Source organism: Saccharopolyspora sp. ID03-671, assembly GCF_045278815.1.
In the GTDB taxonomy this organism is placed as follows: Bacteria; Actinomycetota; Actinomycetes; order Mycobacteriales; family Pseudonocardiaceae; genus Saccharopolyspora; species Saccharopolyspora ipomoeae.
This window is the reverse complement of sequence record NZ_CP134054.1, coordinates 2,227,724-2,244,911: the sequence shown is the minus strand read 5'-3', so window position 1 is coordinate 2,244,911 and position 17,188 is coordinate 2,227,724. Positions and strand designations below refer to the sequence as shown.

Here is a 17,188-nt window from a genome sequence, read left to right as displayed (position 1 = left end):
GACATAATGCGTCGCGTGACAACGGCAGCGCCCTCAATCAGTCAACGCGTGCACTCGCTGAACCGACCCAACATGGTCAGCGTCGGCACCATCGTTTGGTTGGCCAGCGAGCTGATGTTCTTCGCTGGGCTCTTCGCCATGTTCTTCACGGTGAAGGCGCAGAACGAGGGCGTGTGGCCACCACCGCCCACTCACCTGAACCTCCCGTACGCCCTCCCGTTCACGATCATCCTGGTGGCGTCCTCGTTCACCTGCCAGTGGGGCGTGTTCGCGGCGGAGCGGGGTGACGTCTTCGGTCTCCGCCGGTGGTACGTGATCACGCTGATCATGGGCACGATCTTCGTGCTCGGGCAGGCCGGTGAGTACTTCCAGTTGGTCACCGAGCACGCGACCACCATCGCGTCGTCGGCCTACGGCACGGTCTTCTACATGACGACCGGCTTCCACGGGCTGCACGTCGTCGGCGGTCTGGTCGCGTTCGTCTTCCTGATCATCCGGACGAAGCTCAGCAAGTTCACGCCGGCCCAAGCCATCGCAGCGATCGTCGTGTCGTACTACTGGCACTTCGTGGACATCGTGTGGATCGGCCTCTTCGCCGTGATCTACCTCGTCCCGTGATCGCTCCTCCAGCGAGGAACCTCGATCGCCTGGCACGAACGAGGCCGAAACGAACACCCCGAACCGGACAGCAAGGGTTGCCGCACTCATGACCACCACTAAGAAACGGAACCGCGCGGGCTCGAAGCTCAAGCGGCGGATCTCCGGTGTACTGGCGCTGGGCATCGCGCTGGTGGGTGCCGGTGGGCTGTACACCGTCGTGACTCCCGAGCCGCAGACCGCGCACGCCGCAGCGGACCCGGCGCTGGTGAGGCAGGGCGAGCAGCTCTACAACAACGCCTGCATCAGCTGCCACGGATCCAACCTGCAAGGCGTGCAGGACCGTGGCCCCAGCCTGACGGGCGTCGGCGAAGCCGCCGTGCACTTCCAGGTCTCCACCGGCCGCATGCCGATGGTCCGCCAGGAGGCGCAGGCCATGCGCAAGCCGCCGAAGTTCAGCCCGGAGGAGATCGACGCGCTGGGCGCCTACGTGCAGACCTACGGCGGTGGGCCGGAGTCGCCGAAGCAGTCCGGTGAGGCGCTGCAGGGCGGCGACCCCGCCCGCGGTGGCGAGCTCTACCGCCTGAACTGCTCCTCCTGCCACAACTTCACCGGGCGCGGCATCGCGATGTCCTCCGGCAAGTTCGCCCCGAACCTGCACGAGGCGACCGAGACCGACATCTACAACGCGATGCTCACCGGGCCGCAGAACATGCCGAAGTTCTCGGACCGGCAGCTCACCCCGGAAGAGAAGAAAGACATCATCGCCTACGTCAAGTCCGTGACCAACGGGAACAACAACCCGGGCGGCAATGACCTCGGCGGCTACGGGCCGGGACCGGAGACGGTGATCGCCTGGGTCGTGGGACTCGGCGCGCTGATCGGCCTCACCCTGTGGATCGGAGCCAGGGCATGAGTGACCAAGAGAACAAGGAATACACCGAGGCCGAACTGGCCGAGATGAGCCGCGACGAGAAGATGCGTCTGGGCCTGGCCCTCGACGACGTCGAGCTCGTCGAGTACCGGGACAACTTCCCGGTCAAGGGCACCCGCGCCGAGCGCCGGGCCGAGCGCAACGTCTCCGCCTGGTTCGCGCTGGCCGGTCTGTCCGCGCTGGCCTTCGTCGCGGTCTTCATCTTCTGGCCGTGGGAGTACCAGCCCTACAACGAGCCGCGCGGGCACTTCATCTACTCGCTGTACAACCCGCTGATCGGGTTCTTCCTCGGCCTGTCCATCCTGGCCGTGGGCATCGGCGTGGTGCAGTACCAGAAGAAGTTCATCCCGCACGAGGTCGCGGTGCAGCAGCGCCACGACGGCCACGGCTCCAGCGAGGTGGACCGGCAGACGACCGCCGCGATCCTGGCCGACGCCGGGGAGCGCAGCGGCATCGCCCGCCGCAAGATGATCACGCGGTCCGCGGGCTTCGGCCTCGGCGCCTTCGGCCTCGGTGCCGGCGTGTTCGTGCTCGGCGGCATGGTGCGCAACCCCTGGGCCGAGGAGGGCCAGGCGTCGCTGCTGCACACCGGCTGGATGCCGGAGCACCCGGGCGAGAAGATCTACCTGCGTCGCGACACGGGCAACCCGCACGACGTCTCGCTGCTGCGTCCCGAGGACATCGACGCCGGTGGTTTCGAGACCGTGTTCCCGTTCCGCGAGGCATGGCGGCACAACGAGGAAGAGCTCATCACCTCGATGCGCAAGGGCGACGCGCCGGTCATGCTGATCCGGCTCCGCCCCGGCAGCAAGCCGGTCAAGCGCAAGGGGCAGGAAGACTTCAACTACGGCGACTACTACGCCTACTCGAAGATCTGCACCCACCTGGGCTGCCCGACGTCGCTGTTCGAGCAGCAGACCGGCCGCCTGCTCTGCCCGTGCCACCAGTCGCAGTTCGACGTGGTCAACACCTATGCGAAGCCGGTGTTCGGCCCGGCCACGCGTGCCCTGCCCCAGCTGCCGATCACGGTGGACGAGGACGGCTACTTCGTGGCGAAAGGCGACTTCATCGAGCCCGTCGGTCCGGCGTACTGGGAGCGTAAGTCATGAGTTCGATCACCACGCCCACGAAGGGAGAGAGCAAGCTGTACGGCAAGGTCGCGCACGCCGCCGACGAGCTGGACACGCGCTACCGCTTCGCTCCCGGCATGCGGCGGCAGCTGAACAAGGTCTTCCCGACGCACTGGTCGTTCCTGCTCGGCGAGATCGCGCTCTACACGTTCATCCTGCTGCTGATCACGGGCACCTACCTGGCGTTCTTCTTCGACCCCTCCATGCAGGAGGTCGAGTACCAGGGCGTGTTCACCAACCTGCGCGGCGTCGAGATGTCGCGGGCGTTCGAGAGCGCGCTGGACATCTCCTTCGAGGTCCGCGGCGGTCTGTTCGCCCGCCAGCTGCACCACTGGGCGGCGCTGCTGTTCATGGCGTCGATGGTGGCGCACATGCTGCGCATCTTCTTCACCGGCGCGTTCCGCCGCCCGCGTGAGACGAACTGGATGATCGGCGTCACGCTGTTCATCCTCGGCATGTTCGAGGGCTTCACCGGCTACTCGCTGCCGGACGACCTGCTGTCCGGCACCGGTGTCCGGATCGCCTCCGGCATCGCGATGTCGATCCCGGTGCTCGGCACCTGGGTGCACTGGATCCTGTTCGGCGCCGAGTTCCCGGGCACCGACCTGATCCCGCGGTTCTACCTGTTCCACGTGTTCCTGCTGCCGGGTCTGATCCTGGGTCTGGTCGCGGCGCACCTGGCGCTGGTCTGGTACCAGAAGCACACCCAGTTCCCGGGCGTGAAGCGCACCGAGAGCAACGTGGTCGGCGTCCGGATCATGCCGGTGTTCGCGGTCAAGGCCGGTGCGTTCTTCGCGATGGTCGTCGGCGTCTGCGCGATCATGGCCGGTGTCTTCCAGATCAACCCGATCTGGAACCTGGGCCCGTACATCGCCTCGCAGATCTCCGCCGCGTCGCAGCCCGACTGGTACATGATCTGGACGGACGGCTCGTCGCGTCTGTGGCCGGCCTGGGAGGTCTACCTGGGACCGTTCACGATCCCGGCGGTGTTCTTCCCGACCGTGCTCTTCATGGGCATGATCTTCACGACGGCGATCATGTACCCGGCCATCGAGCGCAAGCTCAGCGGCGACGACGCGCACCACAACCTGCTGCAGCGTCCGCGCGACAACCCGGTACGCACCTCGCTGGGTGCCATGGCGCTGACGTTCTTCATGGTGCTGATGATCTCCGGTACGAACGACATCATCGCGTTCGAGTTCAACATCTCGCTGAACGCGATGACCTGGGCCGGCCGCATCGGCCTGCTGGTCGCACCGCCGATCGCGTACTGGATCACCTACCGGATGTGCCTGGGCCTCCAGCACAGCGACCGCGAGGTGCTCGACCACGGCGTCGAGACCGGCATCATCAAGCGGCTCCCGCACGGTGAGTTCATCGAGGTCCACCAGCCGCTCGGCCCGGTGGACGACCACGGTCACCCGCACGAGCTCCCGTACCAGGGCGCTCCGGTGCCGAAGAAGATGAACAAGCTGGGCGCCGCCGGCCACCCGGTCGAGGGCAGCCTGCTGCGGCCCGACCCGGTCGACGAGACCGCTGCTCTGGAGCAGGCCCGTCACGACGACGCGGTCCGCGAAGCGGAGGAGCGCGCGCAGCTCGCCGCAGGCAAGTCGCAGTCGGCGGAGTAAGCACCGCGGTCGAAGCGGCCCGGTACCCCTCGGGGTGCCGGGCCGCTTCGCTTTCTCCAGGCGCGGGCCGAGGGCGGTCGGTAGCGTCCCGGGCATGGCTACGCTGCAGGATCCGAAGGTCCGCGAGTTCCTCTCCCAGGGCACCCGCACCGGGTTGCTCGGTTTCACGGCCGCCGACGGGCGCCCGCTGGTGGCGCCGGTGTGGTTCGTCGTGGACGGCGACGTGCTGGTGTTCAACACCGGCAAGGACACGGCCAAGGGCAAGTCGATCCTCCGGGACCCGAGGCTGGCGCTGTGCGTCGACCTGCCCCAACCGCCGTTCGCCTTCGTCCAGGTCCAGGGCACGGCGGAGATCTCCGAAGACCCGCAGGACCTCGTCGACACGGCCACCACGATCGCCGCCCGCTACATGGGCCCCGACAAGGCCGAGGAGTTCGGCCGCCGCAACGGCGTCCCCGGCGAGCTCGTCGTCCGCCTCCGCCCCACCAAGATCAATGCCGCCTTCGACATGACCGCCTGACCCGACGCCGCGGACCGGATTACGGCAGTAATCCCATCCCGGATTACGGCCGTAATCCGGGTGGTGACCGGAATACGGCCGTAATCGGTGGGGGGAATGCGGGAGGGGTCCTGTGTTCCGCGCTCGGGTGGTGGGGTCAGTCGAGGGCGGCGTAGGGGGTTCTGCCGGTGGTGGCCTTGTCGAGCCACGAGCGCCAGGTGGCGGCTGCCGAGGCGGGTTCGGTCCAGGGGGTCGTGGTGCGGACGAGGCGGGTGCCGCCGGTGGTGAGCCATCGGTAGAGGACTCGGGTCTCGTCTGCGGTGGCGCCGTGGAGCGGGCCGGGGCCGTCGAGGACGGTTTCCGCCGAGGCCCGGAGCAGGTCGACGACCGGCATCGGGGGGACGCCTCGGCGGGCGACCCCGGCCGACGCGAGGCGGCCGTGCCGGATGACCGACAGGTGCCAGCCCCGGCGGCCGTCGGGTCGGGCCGCGACGAGTTCCGGGATCGACGCGAGGGCGGCGAGCCGCTGACCGCGGTCGAGGGAGCGCACCAGGTCGGCGAGCCGGTCGCGGTGGGTGGCGGCGTCCTCGAACCGCTCGGCGTCGGAGAGCCGCTGGAGCTCCTCGCGCAGCCGTTCCAGCAGGTGCCCGCTGCGCCCGCGGATGACGTCGCGGATCGCGATCACCTCGGGCTCGTAGTCCTCGGTGCTCTGCAGCCCGGCGCACGGCGCCCCGCAGCGGCCCAGCTCGTGCAGGGCGCACGGGCGGAGCGTCTTGCGCGGCGAGAGCCGGTCGGTGCAGCGCCGCACGAGCGTCGCCGACTGCAGCGCTTCGACGGCGGTGCTCGCGGCGTGCCGCGACCCGAACGGGCCCAACGCGTCCTCGCGCGGCGTGCGCACGATCGACAGCCTCGGGAACGCCTCGTCGGTGAGCACGACCCACCACGCGCGCTGCGGGAACTTCGAGCGCCGGTTGTAGCGCGGCTGGTGCGCTGAGAGCAGCCGCAGCTCCCGGACCTCGGCCTCCAGCGGGTGCGCGCACTCGACGTGGTCGACGCGCTCGGCGATGCCGACCATCTCCTTCACCCGCGCCCGGCGCTCGCCCGCGGTGAAGTACTGCCGGACGCGCCGCCGCAGGTCGGAAGCGGTGCCGACGTAGAGGACCTCGTCGTTGGGGCCCCGGAAGAGGTAGACGCCCGGCGAGTTGGGCAGCGCGTCGGCGAGCCCGCGCTTGCGCTTCTGCTGCGGGGTGACGTCGGGCAGGTGCCCGAGCAGGTCCTCCAGGGTGCGCACGCCGAGCGGGCCGACGCGCTCCAGCAGCGAGTGCAGCACGTCGACGGTGGCGCGCGCGTCGTCCAGCGCCCGGTGCACCGGTTGGGTGCGCGCGCCCAGGACGCGGGCGAGCGTGCCGAGCTTGTGGTTGGGCGTCTCGTCGCGGGTGAGCACCCGGCGCGCGAGCCGGACGGTGTCGACTACCTGCGGTTTCGGCCACTCCAGCCCGAGCTTCTGGCAGCCGGCGCGCAGGAACCCGATGTCGAACGGCGCGTTGTGGGCGACCAGCACCGCGCCCCGGCAGAACTCCAGGAACGCGGGCAGCACGCTGTCCCAGCGCGGTGCGTCGTGCACCATCGCCTCGGTGATGCCGGTGATCGACACGACGGCGGGCGGGATGCCGCGTTCGGGGTTCACCAGCGTTGCGAACTCGCCGAGCACCTCCCCGCCGCGGACCTTCACCGCGCCGATCTCGGTGACCGCGTCGCCCTCCCGATCACCCCCGGTCGTCTCCAGGTCGACCACCACGAACGTCGCTGCGTGCAGCGGGATTTCGTCGCTGATGGCGATCTCGTCGAAGCTCAGCTGGCGGTGCGCGGACATCATCGGCACGTTACGTCCTCCTACCGACAACGCGGCGGTGGCACGGGTGGGGGACGTCGGCGATTAGCCTGGGGGGATGGCGACGGCGAGTTCGGGACAGGACGGTCCCACCCCTGAGGAGTCCGCTGTGGACGGTGCACAGCGCACTTCCGGCGCTGCGCCTGTCGATTTCGAGGACCTGCCGCCGCCGCTGCGCGCGCGGCTCGCCGACCTGGCAGCCGGGGCGCTCGACGAGATGCGCCCGTCGGACGTGCCGGCGGCGCTGCGCCCGGTGGTGCGCTTCGCACCGGCCAAGCGCGCCAAGCTCGGCCAGCCCGCGCTGCTGACCGCGCTGAGCGAGTCGTCGGTGTTCCGGACGTCGGTGCTGGACTGGTGCCGTCACCACCGCCCCGACGCGCTGTCGCTGGAGGACCCGGATCCGGTGGTGGTCGGGGCCGCCGCGGTGCTGCGGGGCGCCGCGATCGCGCCGCACTACGTGGAGCTGATCGCCTTCCGCAGCGAGCAGGGTCAGCTGCGGGCCGAGCGGGATTCGGCGCTGGCCAAGGTCGAGCGCCTGGTCGCCGAGGTCGACCGCCTCAAGGGTGAGCTGGCCGAGGCGCGGGAGTCGGCGGACCAGGCGGCGGGCAACGAGGAGGCCGACCGCCTGCGCAAGCGCCTGCGGGAGCAGGGCATGCGGCTGCGGGAGGCCAAGGACGCGGCCGAGGCGGCCCGCGAGGAGCTCGCGCGGGCGCGCACCGACCGCGAGGCGGCGATCGCCGAGATCGCCGCCGACCGGGACCGGGAGCAGGAGCGCGCGCGGGAGGAGCGGCAGCGCGCCGACCGGGCCGCCGCCGAGGTGCAGGTGGCGCGGGAGAGCGCCCGCGAGGCGCGGCAAGGCGACGAGGTCCGGTTGGCGCTGCTGCTGGAGACCCTGGAGGGCGCGGTCGGCGGGCTGCGCCGGGAGCTGGGCGCCGCCGGGTCGGGTCCGCGCCCGGCCGACGTGGTGCGGCGGGTGCGGGAGCAGACGGCGGTCGCCGGTGCGGTGGCGGACGTGGCCGCGCTGGACCGGTTGCTGGGCCTGCCAGCGGTGCACCTGATCGTCGACGGCTACAACGTCACCAAGACCGGGTACCCGGAGCTGCCGCTGGCGGATCAGCGGGATCGGTTGGCGCACCAGCTCGCCGCGCTGGCCGCGCGCACGGGTGCGGAGGTCACGCTGGTGTTCGACGGGGCGGACGTGCTGGCGGTGCCGACGGCCGGGCCGCGCGGGGTGCGGGTGCTGTTCAGCGAGTCGGGCGTGCAGGCCGACGACGTGATCCGCGATCTCGTCGCGGCCGAGCCGGAGGGCAGGCAGGTCGTGGTCGCCACGTCGGATCGGGCGGTGGTGACCTCGGTGCAGCGGCGCGGGGCCTACGCGGTCTCCTCGGCGATGTTGCTGGCGCGGTTGAACAGGGTCTGACCGTTCGCCGCTGGAACGGGCCCGCCTGGCGACTTCCGCCACGTGTCGGAAGTCATAGAAGATCACCCGAGCACGCTCCGTGTCCCGAAGGTGGGCGTGTTGTTGTCACTGTTCCAGGTGATAAGTCCGAATGATCCATCACTGTGAGCGAGCAACTATCCTCCGTTAGGGGAGATCAGTCGCGCTCAGTAGAAAACAGGACCCGCGTATAGACGCGCCGCCTCACCTTTCGTAACCTACCTGAGTCCTCGTGGCGATCAGTCGTCCAGACCGGGCGACACGCGAGGCGCCGCTGATTCGGTTTTGTCGGGGAACCGGGCCGCGTTCCAGCGGGTTTTCCGCATGCGGTCAGGCGGTTTGGACGCACGAAGGAGCTGTGCGCGACGTGGCGTCGCACGGAATCAAGCGCTCATTGCGAGGTGCCCTGGCCGCAACCGCGGTCGCAGCCGTCGTCGGCATGACCTCCGGCGGAGCCGCCCTCGCAGATCCGCCTCTCCCGAACACCGCCTCGGACGCGGCCAAGCAGGTCCGCGAGCTCCAGCACCAGGCTGAGCAGCTCACCGAGGAGAAGAAGAAGGCCGAGGACGACCACGAGGCCAAGAAGGCCGAACTGGCCCGTTCCGAGGCTCAGGCCGCGCAGGCCGAGCAGGTCGCCAACCAGGCCCGCGGCGAGGAAGAGAAGTTCCGCGGCCAGGTCGACAAGCTCACCCACGCCTCCTACCAGGGCGCGCGGATGAACAAGCTCTCCGCGCTGCTGGTGAGCGAGACCCCTGACGACTTCCTGGACCGCGCCTCCGCGCTGGACGCGCTGGCCAAGGACAACAACGACGCGGTCAAGGCGCTGGCGGCCGCCACACACCAGGCCGAGACGGCCGAGCGCACGGCCAAGGACGCGCGCAACCGCGCCGCCCAGGCCGAGCAGGACGCCGCGCGCATCTCCGAGGACCTGAAGAACAAGTCCAAGGCGATGCAGGACCAGATCGACAAGGTCGAGGAGAAGTACGCCGAGCTCAGCGGTGAGGACCAGGACTCGCTGATCTCCGACGGCGACACCGGTGTCGGCTCCATCGCCGGTGCGGGCGCGGCGGTCGAGGCCGTCAACGCCGCGCTGAGCAAGCAGGGCTCCGCCTACGTGTGGGGAGCCAAGGGTCCGAGCACCTTCGACTGCTCCGGTCTGATGCAGTGGGCCTACAAGCAGGCCGGCGTGAGCATCGGCGGTTCCACCAAGACCCAGGTGACCGAGGGCAAGTCGATCTCGGCGAGCCAGCTCAAGCCGGGCGACCTGATCTTCTACTACAGCCCGGTCAGCCACGTGTCGATGTACATCGGCAACGGCAAGGCCGTGCACGCCCCGACCTCGGGCGACGTGGTCAAGGTCAGCGACTACAAGTCGATCGGCGACGTCACCTCGATGCGTCGGGTCGCGGGCTGATCCAGCGCTCGTTCGGGGCCGGTTCCTCCGGGGACCGGCCCCGAACTGCTCTCCGGGGCCACATCGACCGGGGTGGTGATCGGACTTACGATGCGATCCGTGTCTTCGACCGGGAAAGCGCGCGGCTGGCTGGTGCTCGCCGCGTCGGCCGCGGTGCTCGGCGGGCTCGCGCTGGTGGGTCTGCCCGAACCGGCCCCGGTCACCCCTCGGCCCGCCCCGGCGGAGAACGCCGGTCTGGCGGCGCGGCTTCCCGCCCCTGAGACGGCCGTGCGCGAGCTGCTGGCGCGTCGGCAGGACGCGATCCGCAGCGGTGATGAGGCGGCGTTCGCGGCCACCGTGGACCCCGAGGCGCCCGCCGAGTTCCAGCAGCGGCAGCTGCAGCTGTTCCACAACCTGCAGACGGTGCCGCTGACGACCTTCGACTACCGGCTCGACGGCGCTCCGCTGCCGCACGCCCCGGTGCCCGCCGCCGACGGCGTCCTGGCGTCCCGGGTGGCGCTGCGCTACGCGCTGTCCGGTGCGGACTCGGTGCCGACCGAGCGCCCGCTGGGCTACCTGTTCGCCCGGCGGGGCGCGTCCTGGTACCTCACCGACGACACCGGTGTCGTGCCGGACGCCTGGCGCGGACCGTGGGACTTCGGGCCGTGCGAGGTGCGGCGCACCGATCGCGGGCTGGTCGTCGGCCACGACGCGAAGGCCGTGGACCGGGTGGCGGCGCAGCTGGACTCGTCGGTCGCCGACGTCACCGAGGTGTGGGGGAGCGGCTGGGCGCAGCGGGTGGGCGTGCTGGTCCCCGAATCGCCCGAGGAGCTGCGGGCCCTGGTGGGGCCGGAGTTCGCCGTCGACGGCATCGCCGGGGTGGCGGTCGCCGATCTGGTGGACATCCGGACGAAGCGGGTCGAGGGCGCCCGGGTGGTGCTCACCCCGCGCACGTCGGTGGAACTCCCGGAGGTGGCGCTGGGGGTGGTGCTGCGGCACGAGATCACCCACGTCGCGGCTCGCGCGGTCACCGCCGACGGCGCTCCGATGTGGATGCTGGAGGGATTCCCGGACTACGTCGGCTACCGCAAGACCGGGCTCGCTCCGCGCGACATCGCTCCCGAGCTGGCCCGCGTGGTCAGCGAGGTCGGGCCGCCGCTGCGGCTGCCGACCAACAGCGAGTTCCACCAGGCCGGAAGCCGCCTCGACGTCACCTACCAGCAGTCCTGGTCGATCGTGCACTACCTGGCCGGACGCATCGGCGAGGACCGCCTCACCGACCTCTACCGCCGCATGGCCACGGCCACCACCCCGGAAGCCGCGGAGTCGGCCCTCCTGGAGACCACCGGCCTCACCAGCCCCCAACTCCTCCAGGCCTGGGGAGAAGATCTACCACGCACCCTCTCCTGACCCGGCACCTCCGGACCGAACCCCGCGCCCTTCGACACCCTCCGGACGCACGAAAACGGCGGTGCGAACACCGGTTTCCCGGTGATCGCACCGCCGAAGTTCACCCGAACCGGCCCCTCAAGTCGAAAACCGCTGTTTTCGACCGGACGAAAACCGCTGTTTTCGTCGCGCGAATGTTGCGGTTTTCGAACGGGGGTCCGTCGGTGGGGTCAGGAGTAGATGGCTTCGATGTCCGCTGCGTGGTTCTCGGCGACCTTGTTGCGCTTGAGCTTCATGCTCGGGGTGAGCTCGCCGGTGGCCTCGGTGAAGTCCTCGGTGAGGATGCGGAACTGCTTGATCGCCTCCGCGCGCGAGACCGCCTTGTTGGCCTCGTCGACCGCGCCCTGGACCTCGGCCCGCAGCGTCGGGTCGTTGATCAGCTCGGACATCGGCGTGTCGGCCGACCGGCCGTTGTTGGCCAGCCAGGACGGCACGAACTCCGGGTCCAGCGTGATCAGCACGCCGATGAACGGCTTCTGATCGCCGACCACCATGCACTGGCTGATCAGCGGGTGGGAGCGCAGCGCGTCCTCCAGCACGGCCGGGGCGACGTTCTTGCCGCCCGCGGTGACGATGATCTCCTTCTTGCGGCCGGTGATGCGCAGGTAGCCCTCGTCGTCCAGGGAACCCAGGTCGCCGGTGTGGAACCAGCCGTCCTCGATGGACTCCTTGGTGGCGGTCGGGTTGTTCCAGTACTCCTTGAACACCACGTCGCCCTTGATTAGCACCTCGCCGTCGTCGGCGATGCGGATCGTGGTGCCGGCCAGCGGGCGGCCGACGGTGCCGACCTTGAAGCCGTCCTCGACGTTGACCGCGGCGGCCGCGGTGGTCTCGGTCAGGCCGTAGCCCTCCAGCACCGGGACGCCGACGCCGCGGAAGAAGTGCGCGAGCCGCTCGCCCAGCGGGGCGCCACCGGACACCGCCGCGATGCAGCGGCCGCCGAGCGCGGCGCGCAGCTTGCCGTAGACGAGCTTGTTGAACACCGCGTGCTTGACCTTGAGGCCGAGCCCGGCGCCGCCGTCGTCCATCGCCTTGGAGTACTGGACGGCGGTTTCCTCGGCGGCGTCGAAGATCTTGCCCTTGCCGTCGCCGTGGGCCTTCTGCTTGGCCGTGTTGTAGACCTTCTCGAACACGCGCGGCACGGCCAGCACGAACGTCGGCCGGAACGAGCCGAGGTCGTTGATCAGGTCCTTGACGTCCGGCGTGTGGCCGAGGGTGACCTTGCCGTAGATGCACATGATGGTGATCGCGCGGGCGAGCACGTGGGCCATCGGCAGGAACATCAGCAGCGAGTTGCCCGGCTTGGTCAGCTGCGGGAACGCATCGATGTCGGCCCGCACCTCGGCGAGCATGTTGCGGTGGGTCAGCACGCAGCCCTTGGGGCGGCCGGTGGTGCCCGAGGTGTAGATGAGCGTAGCCGGGTCCTCGGCGTTGACCGACTTGCGGCGCTCGTGGACCTGCTGGTCCGATACCTCCGCGCCGAGCGCGGTGAGCTCGTCGATCGCGCCGGCCGCGCCGCCGCTGGTCGGGCCCTCGATCTGCCACACGTGGCGGACCTCGGAGAGCCGGTCGATCACCTTGTCGACCTCGGCGCGGTGGGCCTCGGTCTCCACGATGGCCGCCTTCGCGCCCGAGTCGGTGAGGATCCACTCGGCCTGGTCGGACGAGGAGGTCTCGTAGATCGGGACTGTGACGCCGCCGACAGTCCAGATCGCGAAGTCCAGCAGCGTCCACTCGTAGCGGGTGCGGGACATCAGCCCCACCCGGTCGCCGGACCCCACTCCGGCTGCGATCAGGCCCTTGGCCACGGCCAGGACCTGCGCCGCGAAGTCCGCGGCGGTGACGTCGACCCAGGTGCCGTCCACCCTGCGGCGGAAGCTCACCGTGCTCCCGAAACGCTCCGCGTTGGCCCACACCATGTCGGTGAGGTTCTCGTCCTCTGCCACTGTCGTAGTGGCGGGTGCGCTGAACTCTCGCACGTCGAAACCTCCGGGAAAAAAGCCTGTCTAGTGGGCACAACCTAACGCTGATAGTTACTGGGCGGTAGCCCCCGTTATCTCAGGCCACACCAGCGGTCACAGCCTAGACCTCGTCGATTCGGATGATCTCCCACCGGTCACGGGCATCACACGCGAGGAACCGGGTAGGCAGGAACAAGTGCACAACGGGCGGTGCGATTCGGCACCTCGGCGGATTAGGTTTGGGGCCGATCAGGTTCGGGGGAGGCCCGTCGTCGGAAAAGAGGTTGAGGTTGCGCGTTCACGTCGTGTCGGACGTTCACGGAAACGTCGAGGCATTGAAACGCGCCGGAGACGGGGCCGACGCGCTGGTCGTGCTGGGGGACCTGATCGACTTCGTCGACTACCAGGACCACGGCAACGGCATCCTCGGCCGGGTCTTCGGGGCCGAGAAGGTCGCGCGGTTCGCCGAGCTGCGGCGCAGCCGTCGCGGGCCGGAGTTCGGGGCCTACATCCGCTCGCTGTGGGCGAGCCTGACCGACCCGGCCGCGACGATCACCGAGGCGGTGCGGGAGCAGTACGCCGAGCTCTTCGGCGCGATGACCGCCCCGACCTACGCCACGCCCGGCAACGTCGACGCGCCGCACCTGTGGCCGGAGTTCGCGAGCGAGGGCATCCGGATCTTCGACGGCGAGACGGTCGAGATCGGCGGGCTGACCTTCGGCTTCGTCGGCGGCGTCCGGCTGCCCGAGGGCGCGACGCTGCGCCAGCACTCGGCGTGGGTGCCCTACCTGCGCGTCGCCGAGGAGTACGACGCGGCGGTCGCCGCGCTGCCGCCGGTGGACGTGCTGTGCACCCACCAGCCGCCCGCCGTTCCGGAGCTGACCTACGACGTCGTGGCGCGCAACCAGGAGGCCGGTGCCGACAGCGTCCTGGAGCGCATCCGCGCTGATCAGCCCCGGTGGTCGCTGTTCGGGCACGTGCACCAGCCGCTGTCGCAGCGGATGCGGCTCGGGCGCACCGAGTGCGTCAACGTCGGGCACTTCAAGCGGACGCAGACGCCCTACGTCCTGCGGTGGCGATGACGCCCGAGGAGGTGAGTTTCGCGGACTTCGCAGAAACCTTGCTCCTCGTTGACGTCGTGCCGGGGGCTACCCGGTAACCTGCGCGCATGGTCGATCAGTCCACCCAGTCCATCGAGATCGAAGCCCCGGCTGCGCGGATCATGGCGGTCATCGCGGATTTCCCGGCCTATCCGGAGTGGGCGGAAGCGGTCAAGGAGACCGAGGTGCTCTCCGAGGACTCCGGCGGCAACGCCGAGCGGGTCCGGTTCGTGCTGGACGCGGGCGTGGTCAAGGACACCTACACCAACGTCTACGACTGGTCCGCCGACGGTCTCTCGGTGAGCTGGGAGCTGACCGAGGGTCAGGTGCAGAAGGCACAGCAGGGCAGCTACACGCTCAAGCCGCTCGGCGACGAGCGCACCCAGGTGACCTACAGCCTCGCGGTGACGCTGGCGATCCCGATGATCGGCATGTTCCGCCGCAAGGCCGAGAAGATGATCATGGACACGGCGCTCAAGGAGCTCAAGCGCCGCGTGGAAGCGGAATAGGCCGCCCTTGCGCATCCTGCTGTTCACCGGGAAGGGCGGGGTCGGCAAGACGACCCTGGCCGCGGCCACCGCCGCGCGCGTCGCGGGCGAGGGCGGCAAGGTGCTGGCCGTGTCGACCGATCCGGCGCACTCGCTGGCCGACGCGCTGGGGGCCGAACTCGGCGCGCAGCCCCGCGAGGTCCGCGTCGGCGAGACCGGGGCGGCGCTGCACGCTGCCGAGGTGCAGACCCGGGGACTGGTCGACGGCACCTGGCGCGAACTGCGGGAGCACCTGCGAACCCTGTTGCGCGGCGCGGGAATCGGCGACGTCGACGCCGAGGAGCTCACCGTCCTCCCCGGCGTCGAGGACCTGCTGGCGCTGGCCGAGGTGCACCGGCTCGCCGCGAGCGGGCTGTGGGACACGGTGATCGTCGACTGCGGCCCGACCGCCGAGACGCTGCGGCTGCTCGCCCTGCCGGAATCCCTGGCCGGATACCTGGAGCGGCTGTTCCCCGCGCACCGCAGGGCCGTTCGCGGCCTGCTGGCCGGGATCGCGGGCAGCGACCAGGTCGAGCGCTGGGACGCGGTGGCCGACGGGCTCGGCAGGCTCGCCGAGCAGCTGGCCGCCCTCAAGGACATGCTCACCGACGCCGGGACGAGCGTCCGCCTGGTGCTCACCCCGGAATCCGTGGTCGCCGCCGAGACCCGCCGGACGCTGACCGCCCTGGCGCTGCAGCGCATCCGCGTCGACGGGCTGGTCGCCAATCGCCTGGTCCCGCACCCGGGTTCGGCCCGCGGCGACGCGGCGAGCTGGCTGCGAACCCGCCGCAAGGAGCAGGAGAACGTCCTCGACGCGCTGCGCGCGGCCACCGACCTGCCGCTGCGCACCGTCGAGCACCGGGCCGCCGAGCCCGTGGGCACCGAGCAGCTGCTGGACCTGGGCGCCGAGCTCTACGGCGACGGCGATCCGCTCGCCAACGACGCCGCAGCGCCGGAGATGCGCGTCGGTGGTGGTGGCCGGTCGCTGGACTCGGAGTACACGCTGCGGATCGGGTTGCCGCTGCACCCGGCGGCCGAGCTGGACCTGGCCCGGATCGGTCCGGAGCTGGCGATTACCGTCGACGGTCGGCGACGGCTCGTGGCCCTGCCCGCTGTGCTGCAGCGGTGCGTGGTGACCTCGGCCGTGGCCGGCGACGACGGGCTGACGGTGCGATTCCGTCCCGACCCCGATCTCTGGATGCGGTGAGGCGAGATGCGCGAGCACGATCGACTGCTCGAAGAGCTGCGGCTGCTGCTGGACGCGCTGGCCGGCAAGGCCGAGGAGTACCTGCGCGGTTGCGAGCAGGCACCGGAGCAGGACGGGGCCGGCTGCGGCTGGTGCCCGCTGTGCGCGACGATGGCGCTGGCTCGCGGGCAGCGCCCGGAGCTCAACGATCAGCTGCTGGGCATCGTGCAGCTGCTGCGCCAGGCGCTGGTCGACCACTCCGGGAACGCGGCGAACGAGACGCCCGCCGACGAGGAACCCGAGCCGAAGGTGCAGCGCATCCAGGTCCAGCGGGTCGCGGGCCCGGTGCTCGCGGAGAGCGACGCGGTGTGCTGACGATCGGCGTGGACGTGGGCGGCACCAGTGCGCGGGCGGCCGTGGTGGACGAGCACGGCCAGATCCTGCGGACGCACCGGGTGCCGACCCCGAAGACGGGTGCCGAGCTCAACTCGGCGATCGCCGACACCGTCCGGGTGCTCACCGACACCTACCCGGTCGACGGCGTGGGCCTGGCCGTGGCCGGGTTCGTCAGCGAGGACCTGCGGGTGGTGCGGTTCGCGCCGCACCTGCCGTGGCGGCACGTCGCCGTCGCCGACGAGCTCTCCCACCGACTGGGCCTGCCGGTGGTGCTGGAGCACGACGCGAACGCGGCCGCGGTGGCCGAGCAGCGCTTCGGCGCCGCCGTCGGGGCGCGGGTGGCCGCGCTGGTGGCCATCGGTACCGGAATCGGCGGGGCGCTGGTGATCAACGGTGAGGTCTTCCGCGGCGCGTTCGGCGTCGCCCCCGAGCTGGGCCACCTGCGCCTGGTGCCGGACGGCCGCGAGTGCCCGTGCGGCAAGCGGGGCTGCTGGGAGCGCTACTGCAGCGGTACCGCGCTGGCCGCCACGGCCGCCGACCTGGGTGCCACGGGGCTGCCGACGGGCGTCGACGTGGCCCGCGCGGCCGACGCCGGCGACGAGCTCGCCCAGCGCGCGATGCACGACCTGGCCCGGTGGCTGGGGGAGGGGCTGGCGCTGGTCGCCGACGTCTACGACCCGGAGGTCGTGGTCATCTCGGGCGGCGTCTCGGACTCGGCGCACCTGTTCCTGGACCGGGCCCGCGAGCACTACGCCGCCGCCGTCACCGGCTCCGGCCACCGCCCGCTCGCCCGCGTCCGCGTCGCCCACCACGGCGACCCCGCGGCCATGATCGGCGCGGCGGCCATAGCCCGCCAGCATGTCCTGACAGGCCCGAAGGTCCGCTAGACGCCTTGTGCAACCGCGGCGGGAGCCGGTGTTTCAGGTGTGGGACTCAGCTGGCACCGTCGCGGGTTCTGGGCGCTTTCGTGGCGAGTACGCCGGGACGCCGTGTATTGGCATACATCAGGAGCGGCGCACGGAGTCCACGGAAGCGCTCAGGTTCCGCTACCCGCACCGC

The 17,188-nt window shown here is 70.6% G+C and carries 15 protein-coding genes; 13 read left to right on the top strand and 2 right to left on the bottom strand.

Going from position 1 to position 17,188, the window contains the following annotated elements; genetic code table 11:
* Positions 1-6: 6 nt before the first annotated feature.
* The 5 genes from REH65_RS09965 (at position 7) to REH65_RS09945 (ending at position 4,809) form a co-directional block, all read left to right on the top strand.
* Positions 7-618, top strand: coding sequence for a heme-copper oxidase subunit III (locus tag REH65_RS09965; RefSeq protein ID WP_281457300.1), 612 nt, complete (start codon positions 7-9; stop codon positions 616-618).
* An 88-nt stretch (positions 619-706) separates the two neighbouring features.
* Entirely contained in the window at positions 707-1,513 is an 807-nt protein-coding gene (locus tag REH65_RS09960) for a cytochrome c (RefSeq protein ID WP_281457299.1), read from the top strand.
* The gene (locus tag REH65_RS09955; RefSeq protein ID WP_281457298.1) at positions 1,510-2,640 is read left to right on the top strand and encodes a ubiquinol-cytochrome c reductase iron-sulfur subunit; all 1,131 of its coding nucleotides are present in this window, start codon (positions 1,510-1,512) and stop codon (positions 2,638-2,640) included. Before REH65_RS09960 ends, REH65_RS09955 begins: the two co-directional genes overlap by 4 nt.
* Complete coding sequence (locus REH65_RS09950) at positions 2,637-4,289, top strand: cytochrome bc complex cytochrome b subunit (RefSeq protein ID WP_281457297.1); 1,653 nt, start codon at positions 2,637-2,639, stop codon at positions 4,287-4,289. Before REH65_RS09955 ends, REH65_RS09950 begins: the two co-directional genes overlap by 4 nt.
* Positions 4,290-4,383: 94 nt before the next feature.
* Entirely contained in the window at positions 4,384-4,809 is a 426-nt protein-coding gene (locus REH65_RS09945) for a PPOX class F420-dependent oxidoreductase (protein WP_406692214.1), read from the top strand.
* Between the two features lie 136 nt (positions 4,810-4,945).
* On the opposite strand, the gene REH65_RS09940 is transcribed toward REH65_RS09945, so the two are convergent.
* Positions 4,946-6,661: a DEDD exonuclease domain-containing protein gene (locus tag REH65_RS09940; RefSeq protein WP_406693134.1), complete on the bottom strand. Its 1,716-nt coding sequence runs from the start codon at positions 6,659-6,661 to the stop codon at positions 4,946-4,948.
* 127 nt (positions 6,662-6,788) lie between these two features.
* On the opposite strand from REH65_RS09940, the gene REH65_RS09935 reads away from it, so the two are divergent.
* The 3 genes from REH65_RS09935 (at position 6,789) to REH65_RS09925 (ending at position 10,920) form a co-directional block, all read left to right on the top strand.
* Entirely contained in the window at positions 6,789-8,099 is a 1,311-nt protein-coding gene (locus REH65_RS09935; RefSeq protein ID WP_406692213.1) for an NYN domain-containing protein, read from the top strand.
* A 385-nt stretch (positions 8,100-8,484) separates the two neighbouring features.
* On the top strand, positions 8,485-9,531 hold the full coding sequence (locus REH65_RS09930) for an NlpC/P60 family protein (protein ID WP_406692212.1): 1,047 nt from the start codon (positions 8,485-8,487) through the stop codon (positions 9,529-9,531).
* Between the two features lie 99 nt (positions 9,532-9,630).
* Entirely contained in the window at positions 9,631-10,920 is a 1,290-nt protein-coding gene (locus tag REH65_RS09925; protein WP_281457292.1) for a hypothetical protein, read from the top strand.
* A 209-nt stretch (positions 10,921-11,129) separates the two neighbouring features.
* Here the strand turns inward: REH65_RS09925 and REH65_RS09920 are convergent, their stop codons facing one another.
* The gene (locus tag REH65_RS09920) at positions 11,130-12,938 is read right to left on the bottom strand and encodes an AMP-dependent synthetase/ligase (protein WP_406692211.1); all 1,809 of its coding nucleotides are present in this window, start codon (positions 12,936-12,938) and stop codon (positions 11,130-11,132) included.
* 272 nt (positions 12,939-13,210) lie between these two features.
* On the opposite strand from REH65_RS09920, the gene REH65_RS09915 reads away from it, so the two are divergent.
* The 5 genes from REH65_RS09915 to REH65_RS09895 all read left to right on the top strand — a co-directional run bounded on the left by REH65_RS09915 (position 13,211) and on the right by REH65_RS09895 (position 17,016).
* On the top strand, positions 13,211-14,002 hold the full coding sequence (locus REH65_RS09915) for a metallophosphoesterase (RefSeq protein ID WP_406693133.1): 792 nt from the start codon (positions 13,211-13,213) through the stop codon (positions 14,000-14,002).
* 86 nt (positions 14,003-14,088) lie between these two features.
* On the top strand, positions 14,089-14,529 hold the full coding sequence (locus tag REH65_RS09910) for an SRPBCC family protein (RefSeq protein ID WP_406692210.1): 441 nt from the start codon (positions 14,089-14,091) through the stop codon (positions 14,527-14,529).
* Between the two features lie 7 nt (positions 14,530-14,536).
* Complete coding sequence (locus REH65_RS09905) at positions 14,537-15,754, top strand: ArsA family ATPase (protein WP_406692209.1); 1,218 nt, start codon at positions 14,537-14,539, stop codon at positions 15,752-15,754.
* Between the two features lie 6 nt (positions 15,755-15,760).
* Positions 15,761-16,108 carry a hypothetical protein gene (locus REH65_RS09900; RefSeq protein ID WP_406692208.1) on the top strand — a complete coding sequence of 116 codons (348 nt, stop codon included), beginning with the start codon at positions 15,761-15,763 and terminating at the stop codon, positions 16,106-16,108.
* Positions 16,102-17,016, top strand: a complete 915-nt coding sequence (locus REH65_RS09895) for an ROK family protein (protein ID WP_281457287.1) — start codon at positions 16,102-16,104, stop codon at positions 17,014-17,016. The genes REH65_RS09900 and REH65_RS09895 overlap by 7 nt, the downstream gene beginning before the upstream one ends.
* The last annotated feature ends 172 nt before the right edge of the window (positions 17,017-17,188 follow it).

Bases quoted from the DNA above. Each gene is read 5' to 3' on its own strand.
- REH65_RS09965 (WP_281457300.1), top strand. From the start codon at position 7: ATGCGTCGCGTGACAACGGCAGCGCCCTCAATCAGTCAACGCGTGCAC.
- REH65_RS09960 (WP_281457299.1), top strand. From the start codon at position 707: ATGACCACCACTAAGAAACGGAACCGCGCGGGCTCGAAGCTCAAGCGG.
- REH65_RS09955 (WP_281457298.1), top strand. From the start codon at position 1,510: ATGAGTGACCAAGAGAACAAGGAATACACCGAGGCCGAACTGGCCGAG.
- REH65_RS09950 (WP_281457297.1), top strand. From the start codon at position 2,637: ATGAGTTCGATCACCACGCCCACGAAGGGAGAGAGCAAGCTGTACGGC.
- REH65_RS09945 (WP_406692214.1), top strand. From the start codon at position 4,384: ATGGCTACGCTGCAGGATCCGAAGGTCCGCGAGTTCCTCTCCCAGGGC.
- REH65_RS09940 (WP_406693134.1), bottom strand. From the start codon at position 6,661: ATGTCCGCGCACCGCCAGCTGAGCTTCGACGAGATCGCCATCAGCGAC.
- REH65_RS09910 (WP_406692210.1), top strand. From the start codon at position 14,089: ATGGTCGATCAGTCCACCCAGTCCATCGAGATCGAAGCCCCGGCTGCG.
- REH65_RS09900 (WP_406692208.1), top strand. From the start codon at position 15,761: ATGCGCGAGCACGATCGACTGCTCGAAGAGCTGCGGCTGCTGCTGGAC.